18 protein-coding genes and 2 riboswitches are annotated in these 16516 nt (G+C 73.1%); of the genes, 13 read left to right on the top strand and 5 right to left on the bottom strand.

All coding sequences use genetic code 11. The annotated features are described in order from the left end of the window. Positions 1 to 20: 20 nt before the first annotated feature. The gene (locus RGE_RS14125; RefSeq protein WP_014429099.1) at positions 21 to 1040 is read left to right on the top strand and encodes a helix-turn-helix transcriptional regulator; all 1020 of its coding nucleotides are present in this window, start codon (positions 21 to 23) and stop codon (positions 1038 to 1040) included. After that, on the top strand, positions 1037 to 2017 hold the full coding sequence (locus tag RGE_RS14120) for a 2-dehydropantoate 2-reductase (RefSeq protein WP_014429098.1): 981 nt from the start codon (positions 1037 to 1039) through the stop codon (positions 2015 to 2017). The genes RGE_RS14125 and RGE_RS14120 overlap by 4 nt, the downstream gene beginning before the upstream one ends. 56 nt (positions 2018 to 2073) lie before the next feature. Here the strand turns inward: RGE_RS14120 and RGE_RS23485 are convergent, their stop codons facing one another. Continuing rightward, positions 2074 to 2235 carry a DUF3149 domain-containing protein gene (locus tag RGE_RS23485; RefSeq protein ID WP_014429097.1) on the bottom strand — a complete coding sequence of 54 codons (162 nt, stop codon included), beginning with the start codon at positions 2233 to 2235 and terminating at the stop codon, positions 2074 to 2076. Positions 2236 to 2387: 152 nt separating this feature from the next. On the opposite strand from RGE_RS23485, the gene RGE_RS14115 reads away from it, so the two are divergent. The 3 genes from RGE_RS14115 (at position 2388) to RGE_RS14105 (ending at position 4695) form a co-directional block, all read left to right on the top strand. Beyond that, on the top strand, positions 2388 to 2864 hold the full coding sequence (locus RGE_RS14115) for a thiosulfate oxidation carrier protein SoxY (RefSeq protein ID WP_014429096.1): 477 nt from the start codon (positions 2388 to 2390) through the stop codon (positions 2862 to 2864). A gap of 9 nt (positions 2865 to 2873) precedes the next feature. After that, positions 2874 to 3188, top strand: coding sequence for a thiosulfate oxidation carrier complex protein SoxZ (gene soxZ, locus RGE_RS14110; RefSeq protein WP_014429095.1), 315 nt, complete (start codon positions 2874 to 2876; stop codon positions 3186 to 3188). A gap of 101 nt (positions 3189 to 3289) precedes the next feature. Beyond that, positions 3290 to 3388: riboswitch (glycine riboswitch) on the top strand. A gap of 164 nt (positions 3389 to 3552) precedes the next feature. Continuing rightward, entirely contained in the window at positions 3553 to 4695 is a 1143-nt protein-coding gene (locus RGE_RS14105) for a branched-chain amino acid ABC transporter substrate-binding protein (RefSeq protein ID WP_043784120.1), read from the top strand. 39 nt (positions 4696 to 4734) lie between these two features. On the opposite strand, the gene RGE_RS14100 is transcribed toward RGE_RS14105, so the two are convergent. Next, on the bottom strand, positions 4735 to 6018 hold the full coding sequence (locus tag RGE_RS14100) for an NAD(P)/FAD-dependent oxidoreductase (protein WP_014429093.1): 1284 nt from the start codon (positions 6016 to 6018) through the stop codon (positions 4735 to 4737). Then, positions 6018 to 6350: a c-type cytochrome gene (locus RGE_RS14095; RefSeq protein WP_014429092.1), complete on the bottom strand. Its 333-nt coding sequence runs from the start codon at positions 6348 to 6350 to the stop codon at positions 6018 to 6020. Before RGE_RS14095 ends, RGE_RS14100 begins: the two co-directional genes overlap by 1 nt. Positions 6351 to 6521: 171 nt before the next feature. Next, positions 6522 to 6753, top strand: a riboswitch (cobalamin riboswitch). Between the two features lie 69 nt (positions 6754 to 6822). Between RGE_RS14095 and RGE_RS14090 the strand changes: the two genes are divergently transcribed. From RGE_RS14090 to RGE_RS24845, 5 genes are all read left to right on the top strand, one after another. Further along, positions 6823 to 7806 (top strand): ABC transporter substrate-binding protein, encoded by a 984-nt coding sequence (locus RGE_RS14090; protein WP_014429091.1) that lies wholly within the window; start codon positions 6823 to 6825, stop codon positions 7804 to 7806. Beyond that, positions 7803 to 8723 (top strand): adenosylcobinamide-phosphate synthase CbiB, encoded by a 921-nt coding sequence (gene cbiB, locus RGE_RS14085; RefSeq protein ID WP_014429090.1) that lies wholly within the window; start codon positions 7803 to 7805, stop codon positions 8721 to 8723. The genes RGE_RS14090 and cbiB overlap by 4 nt, the downstream gene beginning before the upstream one ends. Beyond that, positions 8711 to 9718, top strand: coding sequence for an aminotransferase class I/II-fold pyridoxal phosphate-dependent enzyme (locus RGE_RS14080; protein WP_052311002.1), 1008 nt, complete (start codon positions 8711 to 8713; stop codon positions 9716 to 9718). The genes cbiB and RGE_RS14080 overlap by 13 nt, the downstream gene beginning before the upstream one ends. Before the next feature lie 109 nt (positions 9719 to 9827). After that, a complete protein-coding gene (locus RGE_RS14075; protein ID WP_014429088.1) occupies positions 9828 to 10133 on the top strand; it encodes a hypothetical protein in 306 nt (101 codons plus the stop codon). A gap of 12 nt (positions 10134 to 10145) precedes the next feature. Continuing rightward, positions 10146 to 10280, top strand: coding sequence for a hypothetical protein (locus RGE_RS24845; RefSeq protein ID WP_014429087.1), 135 nt, complete (start codon positions 10146 to 10148; stop codon positions 10278 to 10280). A 9-nt stretch (positions 10281 to 10289) separates the two neighbouring features. Here the strand turns inward: RGE_RS24845 and RGE_RS14070 are convergent, their stop codons facing one another. Continuing rightward, on the bottom strand, positions 10290 to 10913 hold the full coding sequence (locus RGE_RS14070; protein ID WP_014429086.1) for a YitT family protein: 624 nt from the start codon (positions 10911 to 10913) through the stop codon (positions 10290 to 10292). Between the two features lie 118 nt (positions 10914 to 11031). Next, complete coding sequence (gene murI, locus RGE_RS14065) at positions 11032 to 11856, bottom strand: glutamate racemase (protein WP_014429085.1); 825 nt, start codon at positions 11854 to 11856, stop codon at positions 11032 to 11034. A gap of 156 nt (positions 11857 to 12012) precedes the next feature. Here murI and RGE_RS14060 point away from each other — a divergent pair, with 156 nt between their 5' ends. The 3 genes from RGE_RS14060 to RGE_RS14050 are packed head-to-tail and all read left to right on the top strand — an operon-like array spanning position 12013 to position 16511. After that, positions 12013 to 14082 (top strand): c-type cytochrome, encoded by a 2070-nt coding sequence (locus RGE_RS14060; protein ID WP_014429084.1) that lies wholly within the window; start codon positions 12013 to 12015, stop codon positions 14080 to 14082. 48 nt (positions 14083 to 14130) lie between these two features. Beyond that, complete coding sequence (locus RGE_RS14055; protein WP_014429083.1) at positions 14131 to 15888, top strand: sensor histidine kinase; 1758 nt, start codon at positions 14131 to 14133, stop codon at positions 15886 to 15888. Then, positions 15885 to 16511 carry a response regulator transcription factor gene (locus RGE_RS14050; protein ID WP_014429082.1) on the top strand — a complete coding sequence of 209 codons (627 nt, stop codon included), beginning with the start codon at positions 15885 to 15887 and terminating at the stop codon, positions 16509 to 16511. Before RGE_RS14055 ends, RGE_RS14050 begins: the two co-directional genes overlap by 4 nt. Positions 16512 to 16516 lie beyond the last annotated feature (5 nt).

The raw sequence follows: 16516 nt of genomic DNA, 5'->3' as shown, positions 1-16516 counted from the left end.
GCGCCGCGGGCGCCCGAGCCATGTCCAACGCCGAACGCCTCTACAAGATCGAACGCATGATCCGCCAGCGCGGGCACGTCAGCCTGCGCACGCTGCTCGACGAACTGGAAGTCTCGCGCGCCACGCTCAAGCGCGACCTGGAGTACCTGCGCAGCCGGCTGGGCGCACCCATCGTCTACGACCGCGAGCTCAACGGCTACCGGCTCGAGGAAGCCGCGCGTGGCGCGCGCCACGAGCTGCCCGGCCTGTGGTTCGACGAACGCGAGCTGTATTCGCTGCTCGCCGCGCACCAGTTGCTGGCCAGTCTGGACGAGGACGGCACGCTGTCGCGCCACCTGCAGCCGCTGCTGGACCGCGTGCGCGAGATGATCGGCGGCGCCGAGGACAAGACGCTGATGCAGCGCGTGCGCATCGTCGCGGCGGCGCGGCGCGCGGTGCCGGCGCGCCATTTCGAACGTGTCGCCGAAGCGCTGCTCGAGCGCCGCCGGCTGCACCTGCGCTACCTGACGCGCACGCGTGGCGAGGTCGCCGAGCGCGACGTCTCGCCGCAGCGCCTGGTGCACTACCGCAACACCTGGTACCTCGACGCCTGGTGCCACCGCGCCGACGGGCTGCGCCGATTCGCGCTCGACGCGATGGAGCAGGCCGCGCTGCTCGACCAGCCGGCTTTCGAGCTGCCGCTGGAACGTGTGCAGGCCGAGATGGACACCGGCTACGGCATCTACGCCGGCGGCACGCGGCGCTGGGCGACGGTGGTCTTCGCCGCGCAGGCCGCGGCCTGGGTCGGGCGCGAGGTCTGGCACCCGCAGCAGCAGGGGCGCTGGCTGGACGACGGCCGCTACGAGCTGCAGCTGCCCTATACCGACGACACCGAACTCGTGATGGACCTGATGCGCCACGGCGGCGACGCCGAGGTGCTGTCGCCGCCCGAGCTGCGCGCCAAGGTCGCCGAACGCCTGCGTGCCGCGGCGGCGGTCTACGCCGCGTCGCCCGCTTCCGATTCCACTGCCAGCGCCGCCGCGAGCGGCTCGACGACATGAAGGTCTGCATCCTCGGCGCCGGCGCGATCGGCGGCTTCATCGGCACCCGGCTCGCGGCGCGCGGCCAGGCGAAGGTCTCGGCGCTGGCGCGCGGCGCGACGCTGGACGCGCTGCGCCGTCACGGCTGGCGGCTGCAGCAGGGCGGCGAGTCGATCCAGGCGCCGTGTGCCGCGGTCTCGGCCGACGCCGCCGAACTCGGCGTCCAGGATCTCGTCGTCATCGCCGTCAAGGGCCCGGCGCTGACGCAGGTGGCGCGCGGCATCGCGCCCTTGATCGGCCCGCAGACCGTCGTGCTGCCGGCGATGAACGGCGTGCCCTGGTGGTTCGGCCACGGCGTCGCGGCGCTCGGCGACGCCCCGCTGGAAGCGGTCGACCCGGGCGGCATCGTCGGCGCCGCGATCCCGTTCGAGACCGTGCTCGGTTGCGTCGTGCACGCCGCGGCCTTCACCTCGGAGCCTGGCCTGGTGGTGCACAAGATGGGCGCCGGGCTGATCGTCGGCGAGCCGGCCGGCGGCGCCAGTGCGCGCGTCGACACGGTGGCGGCGCTGCTGCGCGAGGCCGGTTTCGACGTCACGGCCTCGGCCGACGTGCGCCGCGACGTCTGGTACAAGCTATGGGGCAACCTGACGATGAACCCGGTGAGCGCGATCACCGGCGCCACCGCCGACCGCGTGCTCGCCGATCCGCTGGTGCGCGCCTTCTGCTCGCAGGCGATGGGCGAGGCCGCGGCGATCGGCGCGCTCGTCGGCTGCCCGATCGGGCAGACGCCGGAAGACCGGCATGCGATCACCGCCAGGCTCGGCGCCTTCAAGACCTCGATGCTGCAGGACGTCGAAGCCGGGCGGCCGGTGGAGCTCGACGCCATCGTCGGCGCGGTGCGCGAACTCGGCCAGCGCCTGGGCCAGCCGACGCCGGCGATCGACGCGCTGTTCGGGCTCGCCCGACTGTTCGCACGCGAGCGCGGCCTGTATCAATGACAACGCCGGCCCGGGGGCCGGCGTTTCGAGGGCGGCGCCGCGTGCGGCGCGGCGTTTCAGCGGCCGGCCTTGGCTTCGGCCGCGGCACGTGCGCTGTCTTCGCGCATGTGCTTCAGGAAGTAGCGGAGATAGAACGCGCCCATTCCCAGGGTGACGGCAATCACGGCCAGACTCATCAGGCCGACATCGGTGGAGAACAGGACGGTCATCGCATTCATTCGTGGGCTCCTCGGCGGGCTTGATCTGTATCGATCGGTGAAATTGGGCGCGCGACTCTTGTTAAGAAACTTGTCTTAACTCAAAGAACGAACCTGGACCTCGGACTCGGTCCAAATCAATTCCGACCCCTTCGCTTGGCCACCTCGTCGACATGAGTCCTGCACTCGGTCCCGACCTCGAACGCCGCGACACGCTGGCCGCCGGCGTGTGTGCCGCGATGCTCGCCAGTCTGGGCTTGTGGCCGCGGGCCGCCGGCGCCGCGGCCCTGCCGCCTGCCTTCGAAGCCGCCTCGCTGGCCGAGCTTCAGAGCGCGCTCGGCATCGCGACGCCGCAACCGAGTGCCGAGGTGACGCTGTCGGGGCCGGACGTCGCCGAGAACGGCGCCGCGGTCGAATTGACATTCGGCACGTCGCTTGTCAATGCGCAACGCCTGCTGTTGCTCGTGGAGCACAACCCAGCGCTTTTGTCGGCCATCTTTGAGCTGAGCGAAGCCGTCGAACCCGAATTCACCTTGCGAATCAAGATGGCCGAGTCCTCGCCGGTCTGGGCCGTCGCGACGACCTCCGACGCCCGCGTCTTTTTCGCCCGCAAGGAGATCCGCGTGACATTGGGCGGTTGCGCCGCCTGAAGGAGCCGCATGGCCGCCGCCCCGATCCTGATCCGCGCCCAGTCGCAGGGCGAGCGTGCGCTGGTGCGCGTGCTGATGGCCCACGAGATGGAGTCCGGCCAGCGCAAGGACGGCGACGGCCGGACTATCCCGGCCTGGCACATCCACGAGGTGCTGGTCACGCTGCAGGGCCGCCCGGTGCTGACGATGCGCTGGGGGCCTTCGGTGTCGAAGAACCCGTTCCTGCGCTTCGTGCTGCGCGGCGCGAAGCCCGGCGACCGCGTCGGCGTCTCCTGGACCGACACCCGCGGCGAGCGCCGCGACGCCGAGGCTGTCGTCGCCTGATGGGGCGAGAGCTTGCTGCGGGTTTCCCCGTGGTTCGCTGGCATAATCGACTACTTCTCGCTCGGCCGGTGGTGATTCCGCAGCCGGGCAGGCCAAAAGCCCGAATGGCATCGGGAGAGTCCGCGCGTTCACCCTATCGCGCGGCGCCGAAGGAGCAACCACCCCGGAAACTCTCAGGCACCATGGACCGATGCCCTGGATGAACTCTGAAGAAGCGCCGGCTGCGTGACGTCCGCCGGTGCGCCGAAGGAGCAAACGGCGCCGGGCGGCCGCTGTGAATCTCTCAGGTGACGGTGACAGAGGGGGTGACGCTGCGCAGGGGCGCGGCGCCGGCATGCCGCGACGTCCTGCTGAGAGAGTGAACATGACTGCCTTCTTCCCGCGCCTTTCCCTGCTCGCCCTGGCCTGCGTGGCCGTTTCCGCGTCGGCCGCCGAGCCGATCGTCGTCAAGATCGGCCACGTCGCCGCCCTCAGCGGACCGGCCGCCCACCTCGGCCGCGACAACGAGAACGGCGTGCGCATGGCGATCGAGGAGCTGAACGCCAAGGGCGTGCAGATCGGCGGCCGCACGGCCAAGTTCGAACTGCTGGCCGAAGACGACGGCGGCGACCCGAAGCAGGGCACCGCAGCGGCGCAGAAGCTGGTCGACAGCAAGGTCAACGGCGTCGTCGGCCACCTGAACTCGGGCACCGCCATCCCGGCCGCACGCATCTACAGCGAAGCCGGCATCCCGCAGATCGCCCCGTCGGTGACCAACCCGCGCTACACCCGCCAAGGCTTCAAGACGACCTTCCGCATGGTCGCCGACGACGCCCAGCTCGGCGGCACGCTGGGCCGCTACGCGGTGCAGACGCTGAAGGCCAAGACCGTCGCCGTCATCGACGACCGCACCGCCTACGGCCAGGGCGTGGCCACCGAGTTCGAGAAGGCCGCCAAGGCCGCCGGCGCGACCATCGTCAAGCGCGAGTTCACCAACGACAAGGCGACCGACTTCACCGGCATCCTCACCGGCATCAAGGCCGCCAAGCCCGACGTCATCTTCTACGGCGGCATGGACGCGGTCGGCGGCCCGATGCTGCGCCAGATGAAGCAGCTGGGCATCAACTCCAAGTTCATGGGCGGCGACGGCGTCTGCACCGCCGAGCTGCCGAAGCTGGCCTCGGGCCAGGTGCCCGACAACCAGGTGATCTGCGCGATCGCCGGCGGCGTCGAAGGCGCGCAAAAGCCGGTGATGGACAAGTTCAAGGCCGACTTCAAGAAGAAGTTTGGCGCCGAAGTGCAGATCTACTCGCCCTACACCTACGACGCGACGAAGGTGATGGCCGAGGCGATGGTCAAGGCCGGCTCGGCCGATCCGGCCAAGTACCTGCCGGTGCTGGCCAAGATCAGCTACCCGGGCGTGACCGGCACGATCGCCTTCGACGAGAAGGGCGACATCAAGAACGGCGCGCTGACGCTCTACACCTTCAAGGGTGGCAAGCGCGAGGAACTCGCGGTCGTGCGCTGACCGGCGCGAGGGGCGGCACCCCGGTGCCGCCCCGGGCCTTCACAGCGCCAGCGTGTCGGCCCAGATGTTCTCGGCCCAGGCCTGCGCGATGCGGGCCTCGGCGCCGTTCCAGTCAGGCGACACGCCGACCGAGGCCGGCACGGCCTTGAAGGTCTTCTCGGCGGAGTCGTAGGGGTGCACCGAGGCGACGTGCACCGCCTGCGTCGGCGACATGACGCTGTAGCAGGTGTTCATCACCAGCGGCGCCGGGTTCACCGGCTCGCCGCGCAGCAGCTGGATCACCGCTGCCGCCGCCACCTTGGCGTGCTGGTTGGCCATGTGTCCGCTCTTGGGCATCAGCGGCGCCGAAAACGTGGCGTCGCCGAGCACGTGCACGCCGGGCAGCGCCTGCGACTGCAGCGTCAGCCAGTCGACGCCGACCCAGCGCCCGTTGACCGTCACCAGCCCGGCGTCCTGCGCCAGCCGGCCGGCGCGCTGCGGCGGGATGACGTTCAGCACGTCGGCCTTCAGGTCCTCGAAGTCGAAGCGCGCCAGCCGACCGTCGACCTCGCGCAGCTCGGCGTCGGGGCGGTACTCGACGATGCCTTTCAGGTGCTCGCCGAAGGCGCGCTGGAACAGCGCCTTCTTCGACTGGATCTCGGGGTTGGCGTCGAGCAGCAGCAGCTTGGCGCGTGGCCGCGCCTGCTTCAGCCAGCTGCCGATGACGGCGGCACGTTCGTAAGGCCCGGGCGGGCAGCGGAAGGGCGCCCGCGGGATGGTGATCGCGACGACGCCGCCGTCCGGCAGGGCCTCGAGCTGGCGCCGCAACGCCACGGTCTGCGGCCCGGCCTTCCAGGCGTGCGTCACGGTGCCGGCGTCCAGCGCCGGCTGCAGGCCGGGGATCGCCGCGCTGTCGAAGTCGATGCCGGGGGCGACGATCAGCCGGTCCCAGGGCAGGGTGCTGCCGTCGGCCAGGCGCAGCAGGCGGCGCTGGGCGTCGATCGCCACCGCTTCGCCGCGCACGCGCTTGACGCCGGCGGCGGCCAGGCCGTCGTAGCCGCGCGTGATGTCGGCCAGCGTGCGCCAGCCGCCGAGCACGAGGTTGGACACCGGGCAGGACACGAAGACCGCTTCGCGTTCGACCAGCGTGACGTCGACACCGCCCCACAGCCGCAGGTATCGCGCCGCGGTGGCGCCGCCGTAGCCGCCGCCGACGACGACGACGCGGCCGGGGGTCGAGCGCGCCACCGGCGGCGCGGCGCAACCGGCCAGCGCCAGCGTGCCGCCGGCCAGGCCCGCGCCGAGCAGGCGGCGGCGCGTCAGCGTGTGCGAGCGGTCGTGCATCAGCGCTCCCGGCGTTCGGGCTGGGCCGCGAACCACTGCGCCGCCAGGCGCAGCTGCTCGTCGCTGTAGCCGCGCAGCAGCTGGGCCATGATCGTCGAAGGCTGGGCGCCGCTGCGGAACTCGGCCAGCGACTGCAGGGTGCGTTCGGCCGGCTGGCCGGCCAGCGTCTTGATCGTGCCCTGCGAACGGCCTTCGGGGCCGTGGCAGTTGGCGCAGGTGGCGGCCACCGAACGGGCGGCCAGCGCCTCGTCGGCGCGCGGCTCGGCGGCGGCCGGCAGCGCCAGCGCGGCGGCGCCCAGCGCGAGCAGCAGCGGTCGCAACGGCAGTCTCATCGGGGGTTCTCCTGTCCGTGGCCGCGGGGCCGATGGCGCAGCCTAGCGCCGCGGCCGACGGGCCCCATCGGGAACGGCCCGGAGTGACGCCGCGGCCGCTTCCGGCGGGGTTGTCGGCTTGACGGGTGTCAAGAAACTGCGCCGCATCGGCGTGCAGGCGAGGCGGCGATGCCTATCATGCGCGCCGTTGGTGCTCGTCCTCGGCGTCGGTCGGGGCAGTTCAACGGGAATCAGGAAGGGCGACCCGCGTCGCCTGCGAGCCCCCAACCTGAGCTGCCCCCGCAACGGTAAGCGGTCGGAGGCTTCGGGCTTCCGCTCGTGTCGAATCCACTGGGTGAACGCCTGGGAAGGGCACACGGGTCGCACCGCCAGCCCGGATACCGGCCAACGAGGGGGTGCGGCGCGCGAGCGCGGCACCGTACAGCGGCGGCCGCGGGGAAGTGGTCGGCCGCAGCGGCTCTTACCGTCTTTCATGTCGACTTCCGTCCCGGGCCCGTGGGCCTTCTCGTGTGCCCGTGCTGCCGCTGCCCTTCGGGCGGCTGCCGCGCGCGTCGCTGCGCCGCGCACGGCCCGGGGTGTCGCTCTGCTGCTGTGCCTGGCCTGGATGCTGGGTGCGGCCCCGTCGTGGGCGGCGCCGATCGCAGTGCACGACGCGCGTGGCGCCGAGCTGAAGCTTGAGGCTTCGCCGCGGCGCATCGTCTCGCTGCTGCCCTCGCTGACCGAGACCGTCTGGGCGCTGGGTGCCGGCGAGCGCCTGGTCGGTGTCGACCGCTATTCCAACTGGCCGCCGGCGCTGGCGGCGCTGCCGCGGGTCGGTGGCATGGAAGACGCGGTCGTCGAGGCCGTCGTCGCGCTCAAGCCCGACCTGGTGCTGGCCTCGGACCTGTCGCGCGCCAGCGACCGGCTCGAAGCCCTGGGCCTGCGCGTGCTGCGTGTGCACGCCGAGCGCCACGCCGAGATGGTCGAGACGGTGCGCACGCTGGGCCAGGTGCTCGAGCGCCGTGCCGAGGCCGAACGCCTGCTGCAGCGCCTGGACGCCGAACTCGCCGCCGCCGCGGCGCGCGTGCCGCCGTCGCTGCGCGGCCGGCGCGTGTTCTTCGAGGTGCACGCCGGCTGGGGCGCGAGCAGCGCTTCCTTCGTCGGCGACACGCTGGCGCGGCTGGGGCTCGCCAACGTCGTGCCGGCCGAGCTGGGCGCCTTCCCCAAGCTGAACCCGGAGTTCGTCGTGCGCGCCGACCCCGAGCTGCTGCTGGTGCAGCAGCGCGACGTCGCCGCGCTGGCGTCGCGGCCGGGCTGGGCGGCGATGAGTTCGCTGCGCGCCGGGCGCGTCTGCGGCTTCGCGCCCGAACGTTTCGACCTGCTGATCCGCCCCGGCCCGCGCCTGGGCGAAGGCGCCGCGGCGATCGTCGACTGCCTGCAACGGCTGGCCCCCGAGGCCGCCGCCGCCCGCCGATGAGCGCCGCCCTCGTCTTCGCCGCCGCGCTGGCGCTGGCCTGGCTGATCGACCGCCGCTTCGGCGAGCCGCGCGACGCCTGGCACCCGGTGGCCTGGCTGGGCCACGCGATCATGCCGCTGCACCGCCGGCTGCCGAACCTGGCGCCGCGTGCGGCGCTGGTCGCCGGCACGCTGGCCTGGTGGGTGGTGGTCGGCGGCGTCGCCGCGCTCGCCTGGGGCCTGCAGACCGCGATCTTCGCGCTGCCGCACTGGGCCGCAGTGCCGCTGCTGGCACTGGCGCTCAAGCCCTCGTTCGCCTGGCGCATGCTGCGTGACGAGGTCGCCGCGGTCGACGCCGCGTTCAAGGCCGGCGGCCTGCCGGCAGCGCAGCAGCGGCTGCGCAACCTTTGCAGCCGCGACGTCGAGCGCCTGGACGCGCGCGAGGTGCGCGAGACGGCGATCGAGACGCTGGCCGAGAACCTCAACGACTCGGTCGTCGCGCCGCTGTTCTGGTTCTGCGTCGCCGGCCTGCCGGGCGCCTGGGCCTGGCGCGCGGTCAACACGCTGGACGCGATGTGGGGCTACCGCGGCCGCTGGGAATGGGCCGGCAAGTGGTCGGCGCGTGCCGACGACGTGCTCGGCTGGCTGCCGGCGCGGCTGACCGCGCTGCTGCTGTGGCGCCCGGCGCTGGGCTGGGCGCCGCTGGCGCACGAAGCCGCGCGCACGCCGTCGCCCAACGGCGGCTGGCCGATGGGCGCGATGGCGCTGCGCCTGGGCGTGCGCCTGGGCAAGCCCGGCGTCTACACCCTCAACGAACATGGTGCCGAGGCCGACACGACGGCGCTGGCACGGGCGCTGGGCATCGCCGGGCAGGGCGCCGGTGGCGCGCTCGTGGCCGCGCTGCTGTGGCGTCTGGCGGAGTTTGCATGGACTTTCTGAGATCGGATCCGGCCGCGCGCCGGGTGCACGGCGGCCCCGACCGCCACGGGCCCGCGCCCTGGGACTTCTCGACCTGCGCCAACGCCGCCGGGCCGTGCCCGGCAGCCGTCGCCGCGCTGCAGCGTGTCGACCCGACGCGTTACCCGGATTCGGGCTATCACGCGCTGCGCGAACGCCTGGCCGCCTGGCACCGCGTGACGCCCGAGCGCATCGTGCTGGCCGCCAGCGCCAGCGAGTTCATCCAGCGCATCACGACCGTCGGCACGCGCCTGGCGCCCGGCGCGGTGGCCTTGCCGCCGCACGCCTACGGCGACTACGCCGCCGCGGCGCAGGCCAACGGCCGTGCCTGCACGCGGCTCGGCGACCCCCGCGCCAGCCTGCGCTGGCTGGGCGAACCCTCCAGCCCGCTGGGCCAGGACACGCCGCCGCCGCCCGACCTGGCGCGCGTGCCGACCGTGCTCGACTCGGTCTACGCGCCGCTGCGCCTGGGCGGCGCCAGCCGCTGGGCCACGGCCGACCGCCAGGCGGTCTTCGTGCTGCACGGCCCGAACAAGGCGCTGGGGCTGTGCGGTCTGCGCGGCGCCTACGCGATCGCGCCCGATGCCGATGCCGTCGACTGGGACCTCGGCGCCTGGACCGCGGCGCTGGCCGCGGCCGAACCGTCCTGGCCGCTGGGCGCGCACGCGGTGGCGATGCTCGAGATCTGGACCGAGGCGGCGACGCAGCGCTGGCTGGCCGGCGCCCGGCTGACGCTGGGCGAGTGGCTGGCCGGGCTGCGCGTGGCGCTGGAGGAGCTGGGCTTCGAGACCCTGCCCAGCGTCGCCAACTTCCTCTGCGTGCGGCCGCCGCCGGGGGCACCCGACGCGGCCTCGCTGCGCCGCCACGGTGTCGCGGTGCGCGACACCGGCTCTTTCGGCCTGCCCGGCCACTGGCGGCTGTCGGCCCAGCCGCCGGCGACGGTGGCGGCGCTGCGGGCCGCCTTGCGCGGAGGCTGAACGCGGGGCCGGGTGTGCGCGGCGGGTAGCCGCTCTGGTGTCAGGGAGACCGGTTGTAGTTGAGAACTATTCTCAATACGATGGGCTCGTCGATTGCTCTCTGCCCACCATGCACACCGATCCTCTTGCCGACCCCGACGTCGCCGACGCGCTGCTGGCGTCGACCTCCGTGCTGATGGCGACCTGGGTCGCGCTCGGCCGCTGCGCGAGCACCGCGCACGGCGGCGAGCGTGGGCTCGTCGCCTCGCGAGTCGTCGAGAACCTCGCTTTCGTCGACTCGCGTGCCGCGGCGCTGGCCGCGCCGGTGCGCCAGTCGGTGCGGCGCGCGCTGGCGCAGTGGCGCGAGATCGCCGCGCGCCCGCCGGTGCCGCCGCCGCCGTCCGACCCGAGCGGCCTCGCCGCGCGCATGCACTGAGCGGAGGCCGCGATGCACGACCCGATCCGCCTGACGATCCAGCGCCTCGAATGGCGGCGCCGCGAGCGCCGCCTGGACCTCACCGCCGCGGTGCTGCTGTGCGTGGCCGTGAGTCTGGTCTACTGGACCGTGCCGCTGGTCGCCTGAGCGCCGGCTTCAGACGCCCAGGTAACGCCCCGGCCGGTGGTTCAGCGCCAGGAAGGCGCCGATCGCCACCGCGCCGACCACCGACTGCAGCACACGCTCGGGCGGCACCGTCATCAGCGCCGCGAGCACGACGCAGACGTCGACCGACATCTGCACCTTGCCGGCGCTGAAGCCGCGTTTTTGCTGCAGGAACTGCGCGAGGATGTTGACGCCGCCGACGCTGGCGCGATGGCGCAGCAGCGCCAGCAGGCCGAAGCCGATCAGCAGCCCGCCGACCAGCGACGCGACCCACGGGTCCAGCAGCTGGAAGCGCACATAGTGAGGCGCCGCCGCGGTGCAGGCCGAGACCAGCGCCACGGCGATGAAGCTCTTGACCGTGAACTCGCCGCCCAGCTGGCGCCAGGCCAGCCAGTAGAACGGCATGTTCAGCACGAAGAAGGCCAGCGACAGGTCGACGCCGAAGGCGTAGCGCAGCAGATAGGCGACGCCGGCGAGACCGCCGGTCAGCAGCCCGACGTGGGCGAACATCGTCATGCCCAGCGCGACGAACAGCGAGCCCGCGATCAGCGCGTGCGCGTCGTCGAGCCAGCTGTGGGCGACGGGAGGGTGGGAAGCGGAAGAACTGGCGGCCATGTGCGGTGGTGGGGCACGTGTTCACCGCCTCGGGGCTCGTGACCCGCGGGCGGCGCGAAAGGACGGGATTGTCCCGATTTCCGACGAGCAGGAATTGCGCCAGTTGCGGCGCCCGGCTTCAGCCGTCTTCCGGCAGCCGGTTGACCACCGCGCCCGGCCGCCCCATCACCTCGAGGAAACGGCGCAGCGCCTCGGTGTCGCCCGAGGTGTAGTAGCAGGTCGAGGCCCCGGCGGCGCCGGCCGGCGCCAGCGCCGGGCCGAGGCGGTAGACGAGCTGGCGTGCCACGGCTTCCGAGGGTTCGATGACCTGCACCGCGGGCCCGGCCAGGCGCCGGATCTCGTCCTGCACGAAGGCGTAGTGGGTGCAGCCCAGCACCACCATGTCGGCGCCGGCGTCGAGCGCCGGGCGCAGATAGCGCTCCAGCAGCGCACGCGTCGCCGGGTCGGCGAAGCGCCCCTGCTCGATCAGCTCGACGAGGCCGGGGCAGGGCTGCAGCAGGATCTCGACCTCGCGCCCCCAGATGCGGCACAGGCGCTCGACGGCCGGGCTGTGCACCGTCGCGGTGGTCGCCAGCACCAGCACGATGCCGCTGCGTGTGGCGGCGACGGCGGGTTTGATCGCCGGTTCCATCGCGACGATCGGCAGCGCGTGCTGCGCACGCAGTGTCTCGGCGGCGACGACGCTGATCGTGTTGCAGGCCAGCACCAGCGCCTTGGCGCGCTGGGCGACGAAGAAGCCGGCCACCGCGCCGGCGCGGCCCAGCAGGTAAGGCCGCGGCCGGTCGCCGTAAGGCGCGTGGCCGCTGTCGGCGACGTAGACGAAACGTTCGGCCGGCAGGCGTGCGCGCAGCGCACGCAGCACCGACAGGCCGCCGACGCCGGAGTCGTAGACCCCGATCGGCGCGTCCTGGGCGGGCAGGGGAGGAGTGGGGACGGCAGGCAAGACGGGCGCGATCTTAGGCCAGCGCGGCCGCCGATCGCCGAGCACCGGGCTCGGGAAACCCGGGGAAACCCGGGTTCGGCGGCGTGGAAGCCCGGCTCGCCACGAATCAGGGTGAACCCTAGGCTCGAACCCACGAGAACCAGAAGTCCCCGGACCATGACCACCACCCCCTCCCGACTCCCGCGGCGCCTGGCGCTGGCCGCGGCGGCGATCGTGCTCGCCGGCGGCGCCGCCGCGGCCTGGATCGCCCGTGCGCCGGCCGTCGTCGAAGGCGCCGCCGTGCCGCAGCACGACGCCGCGCTGATCGAACGCGGCCGCTACGTCGCCCAGCTCGGCGACTGCGTCGCCTGCCACACCGCACCCGGCGGCGCCGCGCTCGCCGGCGGGCGCGCGCTCGAGTCGCCGTTCGGCACGATCTGGTCGACCAACATCACGCCCGATACCGCCACCGGCCTGGGCGGCTGGAGCTTCGGCGCCTTCGAGCGTGCGATGCGCCACGGCGTCGCCGCCGACGGCCACCGCCTGTACCCGGCGATGCCTTACCCGTCCTACGCCAAGCTGAGCGACGAGGACATGCGCGCGCTGTGGGCCTATCTGCGCGACGAGGTGACGCCGGTGGCCGCGCCGAACCGCGAAGCGACGATGCGCTTCCCGTTCAACCTGCGCGCCGGCCTGGGGCTGTGGAACGCGGTCTTCGCCGACACCACGCCCTTCGTGCGCGACGCCTCCAAGGACGCGCTGTGGAACCGCGGCGCCTACCTCGTGCAAGGCCCCGGCCACTGCGGCGCCTGCCACACGCCGCGTGGCCTGGCGTTCCAGGAGAAGGCGATGGGCGACGGCGGCACCGGCGGCCGGCAGTTCCTCGCCGGCTCGGTCGTCGAGGACTGGCACGCCGTCGACCTGCGTGGCCTGGGCCCGGTGGCCGACACCGTCGAGCTGCTGAAGACCGGCCAGAACCGCTTCGGCGCCGTCTCGGGCAGCATGACCGAGGTCATCCTGCACTCGACCCAGCACTTCCGCGACGAGGACCTGCTGGCCATCGCCACCTACCTCGCGGCGCTGCCCGGCGAGCGCCCGGCGCCGGCCGAACGCACGGCTTCGCGCGGCACGCCCGAGACGAGCTACACGACGCGCGGCGGCCTGGGCTACACGCAGTTCTGCACCGACTGCCACCGCGCCGATGGCCGCGGCGTCAAGGGCGTGTTCCCGGCGCTGGACGGCAACCCGACGGTCGCCGCACGCGACCCGGCGACGCTGCTGCACCTGACGCTGACCGGCTGGAAGACCGCCGCCACCGAACGCCATCCGCGCGTCTACACGATGCCCGGCTTCGCCCGCCTGGGCGACGACGAGATCGCCGAGATCCTGAGCTTCGTGCGCGCCAGCTGGGGCAACGGTGCCGGCCCAGTCAGCGCCGACCAGGTCAAGCAGGCGCGCGCTCGCCTGGACCCGACGGTCGAAGCCTCGAAGTTCGAGACGCCGCGCCTGGCCGCGCTGCTGGCCGAGCCCGACGCCACGCAGTTGGTGCGCGGCATGCGGCTCAACGCCGAGACGCGCGAGTTGCTGCCCGAGCACGTCGGCGCCGACATGAACTGCTCCTCGTGCCACCTGAACGCCGGCACGGTGGCCGGCGGCTCGCCGTACGTCGGCGTCAGCGCCTTCTTCCCGTCGTACGCACCGCGCGCCGGCAAGGTCATCACGATGGAAGACCGCATCAACGGCTGTTTCCGCCGCTCGATGAACGGCAAGCCGCTGCCGGCCGACTCGCCCGACCTGAAGGCCATGGTCGCCTACTTCGACTGGATGCGCGGCGCGACGAAGAAGGGCGACCAGGTGCCGGGCCGCGGCGTCGGCAAGATCGACCCGAAGCTGGTGCCCGACCCGGCCAACGGCGAGAAGGTCTATGCGACGCAGTGCGCGGTCTGCCACGGCGCCGACGGCGAAGGCCTGAAGGACGAGGCCGGGCGCACGGTCTACCCGCCGCTGTGGGGCGAACGTTCGTTCAACCTCGGCGCCGGCATGGCCCGCACCTACACCGCCGCCGCCTTCGTCAAGCGTAATATGCCGGTCGGCTTCCACGAGAAGTTCCCGCTGGGCCAGGGCGGGCTGTCGGACCAGGAGGCGCTGGACGTGGCCGAGTACTTCTCGCACCAGCCGCGGCCCGACTTCCCCGACAAGGTGAAGGACTGGCCGAAGGACCCGAAGCCCAAGGACGCACGCTACTGACCCCCGGGGCCGGCTCGACGAGCCGGCCTTTTCGTTTCCACCCACGCCGTGCGCCTGCTGATCGTTCTCTGCTGCCTGCTCGCCGCCGCCGTCGCCCGTGCCGACGAGGTGCGCATCGGCGTGCTCGCCTATCAGGGCTCGGAACGCGCCGCACGCGATTTCGAGCCGACGGTGGCGCAGCTGCGGCGCACGCTGCCCGAGCACCGCTTCACGCTGCAGCCGCTGGACGCGGCCGGCCTCGCCGCCGCCGTCGGGCGTGGCGAACTCGACTTCGTCGTCACCAACCCCGGCTACTACGTCGAGCTGGAGTCGGCGCACGGCGTCACGCGGCTGGCGACGCTGGAAAGCCGCGAGCACGCGGTGCCCACCGACAGCGTCGGCTCGACCGTCGTCGTGCCCAACCGGCCCGGCCACGCCGAACGTTTCGAGGACCTGGCCGGCCGGCGTGTCGCCGTCGTCGCCGCCGATGCCTTCGGCGGCTGGCGAGTCGTCTGGCGCGAGATGGCCGAGGCCGGCGTCGAGCCGACGCGGCTGGCGGCGCTGGTCGAGACCGGTTTCCCGATGGAACGTGTGATCGACGCGCTGCGCACCGGCCGCGCCGACGCCGGCGTGCTGCGCACCTGTCTGCTCGAGGAGCTGATCGCCGCCGGCCGCGTGCGCGCCGACGAGTTCGCCGTCGTCGGTGAACGCCCGGCCGGCGCCTTCCCGTGCCGGCTGTCCTCGCGCCTGTACCCGGACTGGCCGTTCGCGCGCCTGGCCGGCACCTCGCCCGACCTCGCCAAGGCGGTCACCGCCAGCCTGCTGACGATGGCCCCGGTCGACGGCCGCGCCTGGACCGCGCCGCAGGACTACAGCTCGGTGCACGCCTTGTTCCGCACGCTGAAGATCGGCCCCTACGAGTACCTGTCGCACACCACGCTGCGCGGCCTGGTCGCCGGCTACTGGCCGTGGTTCGCGGCGGCCGCCGCGGCGCTGGCCTGGTGGCTGGTGCACGTCGCGCGTGTCGAGAGCCTGGTGCGCCGTCGCACCGTCGAGCTGACGCGCGAGATCCAGGAGCGCGAGAAGGCCGAGCAGGCCGCGCGCCTGCACCGCGAGCAGCGCGACCAGTTCTCGCGCCTGGGCATCCTCGGCGAGATGGCGTCCAACATCGCCCACGAGCTGAACCAGCCGCTGGCGGCGATCACCAACTACGCCGAAGGCATGACGCGCTACATCGACGCCGGCCGCACGGACACCGCGTTCCTGCGCGACGGCGCACGCGGCATCGCCGGCCAGGCCGAACGCGCCGCGGTCATCATCCGCCGCATCCGCGGTTTCGTGCGCCGGCGCGACGCGCGGCGCGAGCCGCTGGACCTGGACCTCGTCGTGCGCGAGACCTTGCCGCTGTTCGCGCACGCCGCCGCGCGCCGCGGCATCCCGCTGCTGCTGCGCCTGGACGGCGCGCTGCCGCCGGTGCAGGCCGACCGCATCGAGATCGAGCAGGTGCTGTTGAACCTGCTGCAGAACGCGCTCGACGCGACGCCCGACGGCGTGGCGCACGAGCGCGGCATCGTCGTCACGACGGCGCAGGGCGTTGCCGGCGTCGAGCTCGCCGTGCGCGACCACGGCAGCGGCCTGCCGCCCGAGGTTCAGGCGCGGCTCTTCGACCCCTTCTTCACGACCAAGCCGCAGGGCCTGGGACTGGGGCTGTCGATCTGCCGCACGATCGTCGAGAGCCACGGCGGCCGGCTGACCGCCAGCGCCGAAGCCGACGGCGGCGCGACGATGCGCGTCGTGCTGCCGCCCGCCACCGAGGAGCCGAGATGAGTGCCGCCGAAGACACGCCGCTGATCCTGGTCGTCGACGACGACGACGCGATGCGCCGCTCGATGCAGTTCCTGTTCGCCTCGGTCGGGCTGGACTCAGCCTGCTACGCCGGGGCCGACGAGTTCCTCGCCGCGCTGCCGCCGCGCGAAGCCCAGCGCCCCGGCGCGCTGGTGCTGGACGTGCGCATGCCGGGCATGAGCGGGCTGGAGCTGCAGCGCCGGCTGGCCGAACGCGACTTCCCGCTGCCCATCCTCGTCGTCACCGGCCACGGCGACGTGCCGATGGCGGTGGAGGCGCTGAAGGCCGGGGCCTACGACTTCATCGAGAAGCCGTTCCAGGAGCAGTACCTGCTGGACCGCGTCGCCGCGGCGATCGAGCTCTCGCGCGAGACGCTGGCGCGGCAGACGCGCCGGCGCACGATCGAGGAGCGCCTGGCGCGCCTGGGCCGGCGCGAACGCGAGGTGCTCGACGGCATCCTCGCCGGCAAGCTGAACAAGACCGTGGCCTGGGAGCTGGAGCTGTCGGTGAAGACGGTCGAGGCCTACCGCGCGTCGATCATGGCCAAGATGGAAGCCGGCTCGGTGGCCGAGCTGGCGCGCATGGTGGCCTCGGTCGAAGGCTGAGGCGC

The organism is Rubrivivax gelatinosus IL144 (assembly GCF_000284255.1).
Classification (GTDB): Bacteria; Pseudomonadota; Gammaproteobacteria; order Burkholderiales; family Burkholderiaceae_C; genus Rubrivivax; species Rubrivivax gelatinosus_A.
The sequence above is the reverse complement of the archived record's forward strand: the minus strand, read 5'-3'. Positions and strand labels throughout refer to the sequence as shown.

What these genes read in the sequence shown, in the direction of transcription:
- RGE_RS14125 (WP_014429099.1), top strand. Translation starts at nt 21, where the DNA reads ATGTCCAACGCCGAACGCCTCTACAAGATCGAACGCATGATCCGCCAG.
- RGE_RS14120 (WP_014429098.1), top strand. Translation starts at nt 1,037, where the DNA reads ATGAAGGTCTGCATCCTCGGCGCCGGCGCGATCGGCGGCTTCATCGGC.
- RGE_RS23485 (WP_014429097.1), bottom strand. Translation starts at nt 2,235, where the DNA reads ATGAATGCGATGACCGTCCTGTTCTCCACCGATGTCGGCCTGATGAGT.
- RGE_RS14115 (WP_014429096.1), top strand. Translation starts at nt 2,388, where the DNA reads ATGAGTCCTGCACTCGGTCCCGACCTCGAACGCCGCGACACGCTGGCC.
- soxZ (WP_014429095.1), top strand. Translation starts at nt 2,874, where the DNA reads ATGGCCGCCGCCCCGATCCTGATCCGCGCCCAGTCGCAGGGCGAGCGT.
- RGE_RS14105 (WP_043784120.1), top strand. Translation starts at nt 3,553, where the DNA reads ATGACTGCCTTCTTCCCGCGCCTTTCCCTGCTCGCCCTGGCCTGCGTG.
- RGE_RS14100 (WP_014429093.1), bottom strand. Translation starts at nt 6,018, where the DNA reads ATGCACGACCGCTCGCACACGCTGACGCGCCGCCGCCTGCTCGGCGCG.
- RGE_RS14095 (WP_014429092.1), bottom strand. Translation starts at nt 6,350, where the DNA reads ATGAGACTGCCGTTGCGACCGCTGCTGCTCGCGCTGGGCGCCGCCGCG.
- RGE_RS14090 (WP_014429091.1), top strand. Translation starts at nt 6,823, where the DNA reads ATGTCGACTTCCGTCCCGGGCCCGTGGGCCTTCTCGTGTGCCCGTGCT.
- cbiB (WP_014429090.1), top strand. Translation starts at nt 7,803, where the DNA reads ATGAGCGCCGCCCTCGTCTTCGCCGCCGCGCTGGCGCTGGCCTGGCTG.
- RGE_RS14080 (WP_052311002.1), top strand. Translation starts at nt 8,711, where the DNA reads ATGGACTTTCTGAGATCGGATCCGGCCGCGCGCCGGGTGCACGGCGGC.
- RGE_RS14075 (WP_014429088.1), top strand. Translation starts at nt 9,828, where the DNA reads ATGCACACCGATCCTCTTGCCGACCCCGACGTCGCCGACGCGCTGCTG.
- RGE_RS24845 (WP_014429087.1), top strand. Translation starts at nt 10,146, where the DNA reads ATGCACGACCCGATCCGCCTGACGATCCAGCGCCTCGAATGGCGGCGC.
- RGE_RS14070 (WP_014429086.1), bottom strand. Translation starts at nt 10,913, where the DNA reads ATGGCCGCCAGTTCTTCCGCTTCCCACCCTCCCGTCGCCCACAGCTGG.
- RGE_RS14060 (WP_014429084.1), top strand. Translation starts at nt 12,013, where the DNA reads ATGACCACCACCCCCTCCCGACTCCCGCGGCGCCTGGCGCTGGCCGCG.
- RGE_RS14050 (WP_014429082.1), top strand. Translation starts at nt 15,885, where the DNA reads ATGAGTGCCGCCGAAGACACGCCGCTGATCCTGGTCGTCGACGACGAC.